The sequence below is a fragment of the Aquabacterium sp. genome, from assembly GCF_035476535.1.
Taxonomy (GTDB): Bacteria; Pseudomonadota; Gammaproteobacteria; order Burkholderiales; family Burkholderiaceae_C; genus Pseudaquabacterium.
In genome coordinates this window covers 33,587-41,357 of the sequence record NZ_DATILJ010000074.1, presented here as the reverse complement: position 1 = coordinate 41,357, position 7,771 = coordinate 33,587, and the positions used below count along the sequence as shown (strand labels likewise).

The window sequence follows — 7,771 nt, the reverse complement described above, 5'->3', positions numbered from 1 at the left end:
GTGCGGAAGATCGGCTGCAGCCAGGGCACGTAGATCGTGGCCATCTGCAGTGCCAGCGTCAGCGCCACCGCGGCCAGCAGCGGCCGGTTGCTCAGCAGGCCCTGGCTGAAGAGGGATTCGCGCTCGGAGCGGATGGCCAGCAGGTGCGCCATCTGCGCCAGCGTGAGCACGGTGAAGACCAGGGTCTGGCCGTGTGCGTTGGCCACGCCATTGGCGCCTGCCAGTGCCCAGGCCTGCACACCCAGGCACAGCCCGCCGATCATCAGCCCGACCCACAGCGCGTGCTGCCACAGCCCCTGCGCGAACACGCTCTCCTGCGGCGGCCGCGGCGGGCGCTGCATCACGCCGCGCTCGGCCGGCTCGGCGGCCAGCGCCAGGCCTGGCAAGCCGTCGGTGACCAGGTTGACCCACAGGATGTGGATCGGCAGCAGCGGGATCGGCAGGCCGGCCAGCGGCGCCAGGAACAGCACCCAGATCTCGCCGGAGTTGCCGGTCAGCGCGTAGCGGATGAACTTGCGGATGTTGTCGAAGATGCGCCGGCCCTCGCGCACGGCACCGACGATGGTGGCGAAGTTGTCGTCCAGCAGCACCAGGCTGGAGGCCTCGCGTGCCACATCGGTGCCGCCGCGGCCCATGGCCACGCCGATGTCGGCGCTGCGCAGCGCCGGCGCGTCGTTGACGCCGTCGCCGGTCATCGCGACGAACTGGCCTTGTGCCTGCAGCGCCTGCACGATGCGGATCTTCTGCGCCGGGTCCATGCGCGCATAGACCGAGACGCGCTGCACCGCGGCGGCCAGCGCCGCGTCGTCCAGCCGTGCCAGTTCGGCGCCGGTCAGCGCGGGGCTGTCGCCGGCGCCGACGATGCCCAGGTCGCGCGCGATGGCCGATGCGGTGGCCGGGTGGTCGCCGGTGATCATCACCGGCCGGATGCCGGCGGCCAGGCATTCGGCCACCGCCGCGCGTGCCTCGGGCCGCGGCGGATCGATCAGCCCGACCAGGCCGATCAGCCTGAGGCCTTGCTCGAAGGCATCGGCCGACACGGCCACGACATCGCTATCGCCGTCGCGCTGCGCCACCGCCAGCACGCGCATGCCCAACGCGGCCCAGGCCTGTGCGGTGGCCAGCGCCTCGGCGATCTCGCTGCCGCTGCAGCGCGGCAGCAGCGATTCCGGCGCGCCCTTGACATAGGCGCGCCAGCCTTCGCCCTGGCCGTGCAGTGTGCTCATGCGCTTGCGCTCGGCATCGAAGGGCCATTCGTGGCGACGCGGCTGCGCGGCCTTCAGCGCCGCGACGTCGAGGCCGGCCTCTTGCGCGGCCTGCAGCAGCGCGGTTTCGGTGGGGTCGCCGAGCCAGGCCTCGGCATCGCTGCCGCTGGCCGGCACCGCGTCGTTGCACAGCACCAGCGCGGTCCACAGCGCCGCATCGTCTCCGCCCCAGGCACGGTGCTCGCGGTGCCGCATGCGGTTGAGCGTCAGCGTGCCGGTCTTGTCCGAGCAGATCACGCTGACCGAGCCCAGCGTCTCCACGCTCGGCAGCCGGCGCACCAGCGCGTTGACGGTGACCAGCCGCCGCGCGCCCAGCGCCAGCAGCACGGTGACGACGGCGGGTAGCGCCTCGGGGATCGCCGCCACGGCCAGGCTGATCGCGGTGAGGGCCATCAGCAGCACCGGCTCGCCGCGCAGCACGCCGATCGTGAAGATCAGCGCGCAGATCGCCAGCACGACGATGGACAGGCGCTTGCCGAAGGCCGCCAGCCGCTGCTGCAAGGGCGTGGCGCGCACTTCGGCGCTGCCCAGCAGCGTGGCCACCTGGCCGAGCTCGGTCTTCGCGCCGGTGGCCACCACCAGGCCGGTGCCGCGGCCGTGGGTGACCAGCGTGCCCTTGAAGGCCATGTTCAAGCGGTCGCCCAGCGGCCGCTCGCCGGCGGGCAGGTGGCCGTGCATCTTCTCGACGGTGACCGATTCACCGGTCAGCGCCGATTCATCGACGCGCAGCTGCGCCACGTGGTGCAGCCGCAGGTCGGCCGGCACCAGGTTGCCGGCCTCCAGCAGCACCACGTCACCGGGCACCAGATGCTGGGTCTCGACCACCTGCCGCTGGCCGCCTTCGCGCAGCACGGTGGCGTGCGGCGCGGCCATTTGCTGCAAGGCCTGCAGTGCCTGGTCGGCGCGCCATTCCTGCCAGAAGCCGATGGCCGCGTTGAGCAGCACGATGACCAGGATCACCACCGTGTCCGCCACGTCGCCGATCACGCCAGACAGCACCGCCGCGGCCAGCAGCACGCCGATCATGAAGTCGCGGAACTGGTCCAGCACGCGCCGCCACAGCGGGCGCGGTGGCGCTTCGGGCAGGCGGTTCGGGCCGTGCTGCTGCAGCCGCGCGCTCACCTCGTCGGCGGCCAGCCCTGCATCGACCTGCACGCCCAGCTGCCGCGCCAGATCGGTGCTGGCATGCACATGCGCATCGGCCGGGCCGATGGCCGGTGCGGGCGCTTCGATCACCTCAGGGGCCGAGCATCGGCGGCTGCGTCAGCTCGGCATCGACGTTCATCAGCACGCTGGCCAGCGCCAGTGCCCGCCACAGGTGCGGCGGCATCGCCATGATGGCCTCCGGGGTCTTGCCGCGCGCCACCCACGCGCCGATCTCGGCATGCTGTTCAGGCGTCAGCAGGTGGCGGTGCTGCATGTCGTCGAGGGTCTGCATCGGCGGCCTTTCGAGGGGTGCCGGTGCCGCCCCGTGCCGCACCGGTGGGCTCGATCATCGCATCCGCGCGTGATGACCCGCGTCGGGCCCGCGCCGCCGAAGGCGATTCGGCGGCCGGCCGGCCCGATGCCGGCGCCGCGGTTATCGTTGCCGCCATGCAGACCATCCTGTCCGTCTCCAACGTCTCCAAGACCTATGCCTCCGGCTTCCAGGCGCTGAAGGCCGTGAACCTGGACATCCGCCGCGGCGAGATCTTCGCGCTGCTGGGCCCCAATGGCGCCGGCAAGACCACGCTGATCAGCATCATCTGCGGCATCGTGCGGGCCAGCAGCGGCAGCGTGGTGGTTGATGGCCACGACACGGTGCGCGACTACCGTGCCGCCCGTGCGCTGATCGGCCTGGTGCCGCAGGAGCTGACCACCGACGCCTTCGAAACCGTGTGGGCCACCGTGTCGTTCAGCCGCGGCCTGTTCGGCAAACCACCCGACCCGGCGCACATCGAGAAAGTGCTGAAGTCGCTGTCCTTGTGGGACAAGAAGGACAACAAGATCATCACGCTGTCCGGCGGCATGAAGCGCCGGCTGCTGATCGCCAAGGCGCTGTCGCACGAGCCGCGTGTGCTGTTCCTCGACGAGCCCACCGCCGGTGTCGACGTCGAGCTGCGGCGCGACATGTGGACGCTGGTGCGCTCGCTGCGCGACACCGGCGTGACCATCATCCTGACCACGCACTACATCGAGGAGGCCGAGGACATGGCCGACCGAATCGGTGTCATCAGCAAGGGCGAGATCATCCTGGTCGAGGACAAGGCAGCGCTGATGCACAAGCTCGGCAAGAAGCAGCTCACGCTGCAGCTGCAGCAGCCCTTGCGCGCAGTGCCGGACGCGCTGGCGAGCTACCCGCTGGTGCTGGGCGCCGAGGGCCACGAGCTCGTCTACACCTACGACTCGCAGGCCGAGCAGCCGGGCATCGCGGCCTTGCTGAAGAGCCTGGACGAAGCCGGCGTGCAGGTGAAAGACCTGAGCACGACGCAGAGTTCCCTCGAAGACATCTTCGTCAGCCTGGTGCGGAGCGAGCAACCATGAACCTCCATGCCGTCAAGGCCATCTACCGCTTCGAGATGATGCGCACCTGGCGCACGCTGATGCAGAGCATCATCTCGCCGGTCATCTCCACCTCGCTGTACTTCGTCGTCTTCGGCGCGGCCATCGGCTCGCGCATTCCGGAGGTCGGCGGGGTCAGCTACGGCGCCTTCATCGTGCCGGGGCTGGTGATGCTGTCGCTGCTGACGCAGAGCATCTCCAACGCGTCCTTCGGCATCTATTTCCCGAAGTTCACCGGCACCATCTTCGAGCTGATGTCGGCACCGGTGTCCTACCTCGAGATCGTGCTCAGCTATGTCGGCGCCGCGGCCACCAAGTCCATCATCCTGGGGCTGATCATCCTGGCCACCGCGGCGCTGTTCGTGCCGCTGCGCATCGAACATCCGCTGTGGATGCTGCTGTTCCTGGTGCTCACCGCAGTGACCTTCAGCCTGGTCGGCTTCATCATCGGCATCTGGGCCGATGGCTTCGAGAAGCTGCAAGTGGTGCCGCTGCTGATCGTCACGCCGCTCACTTTCCTGGGTGGCAGTTTCTATTCGATCGACATGCTGCCGCCGTTCTGGCAGACCGTGGCGCTGTTCAATCCGGTGGTCTACCTGGTCAGCGGTTTTCGCTGGAGCTTCTACGGCCTGTCGGATGTCGGCGTAGGCCTGAGCCTGCTGGTGACGCTGGCCTTCCTGGTGATGGCCCTGGCGCTGATCGGCTGGATCTTCAAGACCGGGTATCGTCTGAAGGCCTGACGGCGCAAGCAGGCCGCGGGCCTTCGAGCATCAGGCCAGCGGCCGCCCGCCGTCGACGGCCAGCACCGTGCCGGTGGAAAACGTCATGTCGCGCACGGCGACCACCACCGCACGGCCGACCTCGGCCGGCGCGGCCAGGCGACCCAGCGGCGTGCGCGCCGCTTGTTCTTCGCGCCAGCGCGGGTCCATGGACTTCACGAAGTCGGTGTCGACCAGCCCCGGCGACACCGACAGCACGCGCACCGCCGGCGCCAGCGCGCGGGCCAGCGAACGCGTCATGTTGTCCAGCGCGGCCTTGGACGCGCAATAGAGCACGTTGCTGCCCATGGCCGTGTGCGCGGCGATCGACGAGATGTTGAGCACCACGCCGCCGCCGGGCAGCGTGCTGGTTTTCAGCAGCGGCAGCAGCGCGCGCGTGGCGGCGAAGGGGCCGCGTACATTGGTCGCCAGGATCTGGTCGGCCAGTGCATCGTCCAGCTGGTCCAGGTCGGCATGCGGCACGAAGCGCGTGGTGCCGGCGCAGTTGACCAGCACGTCGGCGCGGCCGAAGCGCTCGCGCAATTGCTGCGCCAGCGCCTGCAGCGCGGCGCTGTCGGTGACCGGGGCCGGCAGCGCCACGTGGCCAGCGCCCGGCAGCCGTGCGGCCAGCGCACTGGCTGCCTCCACGGACCGGTGGTAGCCGACGACCACCGTGAAGCCCGCGGCGGCCAGGGCCTCGCAGATCGCCACGCCAATGCCGCCGGCGCCGCCGGTGACCACCGCCACCGGCGGCGTGTTCGCTGTGCTCATCGAAGATCAGTCCTGCGTCAGTCTTGGAAGTGCGGGCGCCGTGTCGCGGCATTGAAGCCGCGGCCGGCCACCAGCTGGTAGTGCGCCACCTGCGGCGGCTCGGCGAAGAACGGGCCGATCAGCGCGCGCCAGTGCTGGAAGTCGGCCGACTGCCGGAAGCCGGTTTCATGGTGTTCCAGGCTCTCCCACTCGACCAGCAGCAGGTAGCGCTGGGGCTGCTCCAGGCATTGCTGCAGTTCGTGCGCCAGGTAGCCGCGGGCGCGCGCCAGCACGCGCTGGGCCTGTTCGAACGCGGCTTCGAAAGCCGCCTGCTGCGCGACCGGGATGTGAAAGACGGCGCCTTCGAGGATCATCGCCGCGCCCGCCTCATCGTGACGACGATGACGACCAATGCGCCATCGGCAGACCGGCCACCGGCGAGCGGAAGCAGGGCAGCGTATGGCCCATCAGGCTGCCCAGGTACACCGTCTTCAGGTCCGGCCCGCCGAAGGTGAGGCTGGCCATCCACGGCGCCAGCGTGCCCTTGCAGCTGGCCATGATCTCGGGCGTCATCGTGCCGGCCCAGAAGTGGCGGTCGAAGTTCTCGATGGCCGCCGGGTTGCCGTCGTCCAGCAAGGTCAACAAGTCGCCTTGCGGCGTCAGCGCCACCAGGCGTTCGGCCATGATCAGCGTGATCCACAGGTTGCCGTGGCTGTCGAAGGCAAAACCGTCGGGAATGCCGCCGAGCTTGGCGGGGCCGAAGACCTCGCGCGCGTGCAGGCTGCCGTCGGGCCGCACGCGCAGCCGCGAGATGCGGCGTGCGTTGGACTCCACCACGTACAGCCACTCTTCCTTCGCATCGAGCCGGATCTCGTTGGTGCCGACGAAGCCATCGGCGACGATGCGGATGCCGTGCTCGTCGATCAGGCCGACGTAGCCATCGGGCGCCTTCTCGTTGATCGAGCGCGTCCACGGCCGCAGCCGCGTCGTGACCGTGAACCAGATGCGGCCGCGCGAATCGCTGAGCACGAAGTTGGTCTTGCCCAGCGGCTGGCCGTCGATGCGGTCGTGCAGCGTGCGTGAGCGGCCGTCGCGCGTCATCAGCTCGATCGCGTCGGTGCCGAAGTTGGCGATCACGATGTTGCCGTCGCGGTCGAAGGCCAGGCCGTTGGGCAAGGTGCCGCCGAGGATCAGCTGTTCGGCGCTGCGCTCGCCGGCCGGGGTGGTGCTGCGCTGGGTCTGCGCGATCAGCGTCTGCTGGCCATCGGGGGCAATGCGCATCACGCCGCCGCGCGCGTCGGCAGTCCACAGCGTGCCGTCGGGCTCGGCCAGGATGCATTCGGGGCGCTGCAGCTCGTGCCCGACGTGGCGGATGGTGGCCCGGTCGACTTGCCAGCCGACCAGCGGGTTGGGGTTCGCTGTCATGTGAAGTCATGCTAGTGAGCGGGCCCCGGCCGCAGAAATCGATTCTTGCGATGCCCCGCATTCGCCGACGCCATGGCTGCGGCGCCGCGCGTCCCTAGAATCCGGCATGCGCTACCAACGGCTCGACCTCAACCTGCTGACCGCCTTGCGCGCGCTGCTGACCGAGAAGAACGTCACCCGCGCCGGCGAGGCGCTGCACGTGAGCCAGAGCGCGATGAGCGGCATCCTGGCGCGGCTGCGCGACTATTTCGACGATCCGCTGATCGTGCCGGTGGGCCGGCGCATGGAGTTGACGCCGCTGGCCGAGAGCCTGGTGAAGAAGGTCAACGACGTGCTGCTGATGGTCGATGCGACCCTGGGCACCAAGCCCGATTTCGACCCCGCGCGTTCACGCCGGCATTTCACGATCGTCGCGTCCGACTATGTCACCAGCGTGCTGCTGCTCGATGTGCTGCGCGCGGTGCACCACGAGGTGCCGGGCCTGACCATCGAATTCCGCCAGCCCAGCACCTTGGCCTACCAGGAACTGGAAGCCGGCGAGGTGGATTTCGTCATCAACCCCGAGTCGTATTCGGTGCCGACGCAATCGAGCTGCGTGCTGTTCGAGGACAGCTACCACGCGGTGGTCGACCGCGACAACACCGCCATCGGCGATTCGATCTCGCTGGCGCAGTACCTGCAACAGCGCCACGTGATCTTCCAAGCCAACGGCCGGCCGTTCTACGACGCCTGGTTCGAGCGCACGCATGGCGACGGCCGCCGCATCGAGGTGCTGGCCAACAGCTTCATGCTGCTGCCGCGGCTGGTGGTCCGCACGCAGCGCGTGGCCACCTTGCACACCCGGCTGGCGATGCAGGCCTGCGAAACCCTGCCGGTGCGCCTGGTGCGGCTGGACTTCGAGACACCGAAGTTCGTCGAAACGCTGCAGTGGCACCGCTACCGCGATCACGACCCGGCCAGCCAGTGGCTGCGCGAACGCATCCTGCAGTTCGCGCAGGCGCTGCCGGCCTTGCCGGGCGCCTGATTCGCGCG

8 protein-coding genes are annotated in these 7,771 nt (G+C 69.5%); 3 read left to right on the top strand and 5 right to left on the bottom strand.

What is annotated here, in order from left to right:
• A partial coding sequence (locus tag VLK61_RS07370) for a cation-translocating P-type ATPase (protein ID WP_325419714.1) occupies positions 1–2,501 on the bottom strand: 2,501 nt, incomplete at its 3' end.
• 1 nt (position 2,502) lies between these two features.
• The gene (locus VLK61_RS07365) at positions 2,503–2,703 is read right to left on the bottom strand and encodes a hypothetical protein (RefSeq protein WP_325419712.1); all 201 of its coding nucleotides are present in this window, start codon (positions 2,701–2,703) and stop codon (positions 2,503–2,505) included.
• Between the two features lie 155 nt (positions 2,704–2,858).
• Here VLK61_RS07365 and VLK61_RS07360 point away from each other — a divergent pair, with 155 nt between their 5' ends.
• A complete protein-coding gene (locus tag VLK61_RS07360) occupies positions 2,859–3,788 on the top strand; it encodes an ABC transporter ATP-binding protein (protein WP_325419716.1) in 930 nt (309 codons plus the stop codon).
• Positions 3,785–4,546 carry an ABC transporter permease gene (locus VLK61_RS07355; RefSeq protein ID WP_325419710.1) on the top strand — a complete coding sequence of 254 codons (762 nt, stop codon included), beginning with the start codon at positions 3,785–3,787 and terminating at the stop codon, positions 4,544–4,546. The genes VLK61_RS07360 and VLK61_RS07355 overlap by 4 nt, the downstream gene beginning before the upstream one ends.
• 30 nt (positions 4,547–4,576) lie before the next feature.
• Here VLK61_RS07355 and VLK61_RS07350 read toward each other — a convergent pair whose 3' ends face one another.
• From VLK61_RS07350 to VLK61_RS07340, 3 genes are read right to left on the bottom strand one after another with little or no spacing between them, the layout of a single operon-like run.
• A complete protein-coding gene (locus tag VLK61_RS07350; RefSeq protein ID WP_325419709.1) occupies positions 4,577–5,335 on the bottom strand; it encodes an SDR family NAD(P)-dependent oxidoreductase in 759 nt (252 codons plus the stop codon).
• 17 nt (positions 5,336–5,352) lie between these two features.
• Positions 5,353–5,688, bottom strand: a complete 336-nt coding sequence (locus tag VLK61_RS07345; RefSeq protein ID WP_325419708.1) for an antibiotic biosynthesis monooxygenase family protein — start codon at positions 5,686–5,688, stop codon at positions 5,353–5,355.
• 13 nt (positions 5,689–5,701) lie between these two features.
• Complete coding sequence (locus VLK61_RS07340) at positions 5,702–6,739, bottom strand: SMP-30/gluconolactonase/LRE family protein (protein ID WP_325419707.1); 1,038 nt, start codon at positions 6,737–6,739, stop codon at positions 5,702–5,704.
• A 106-nt stretch (positions 6,740–6,845) separates the two neighbouring features.
• Between VLK61_RS07340 and VLK61_RS07335 the strand changes: the two genes are divergently transcribed.
• Positions 6,846–7,763, top strand: a complete 918-nt coding sequence (locus tag VLK61_RS07335; protein WP_325419705.1) for a LysR family transcriptional regulator — start codon at positions 6,846–6,848, stop codon at positions 7,761–7,763.
• Positions 7,764–7,771 lie beyond the last annotated feature (8 nt).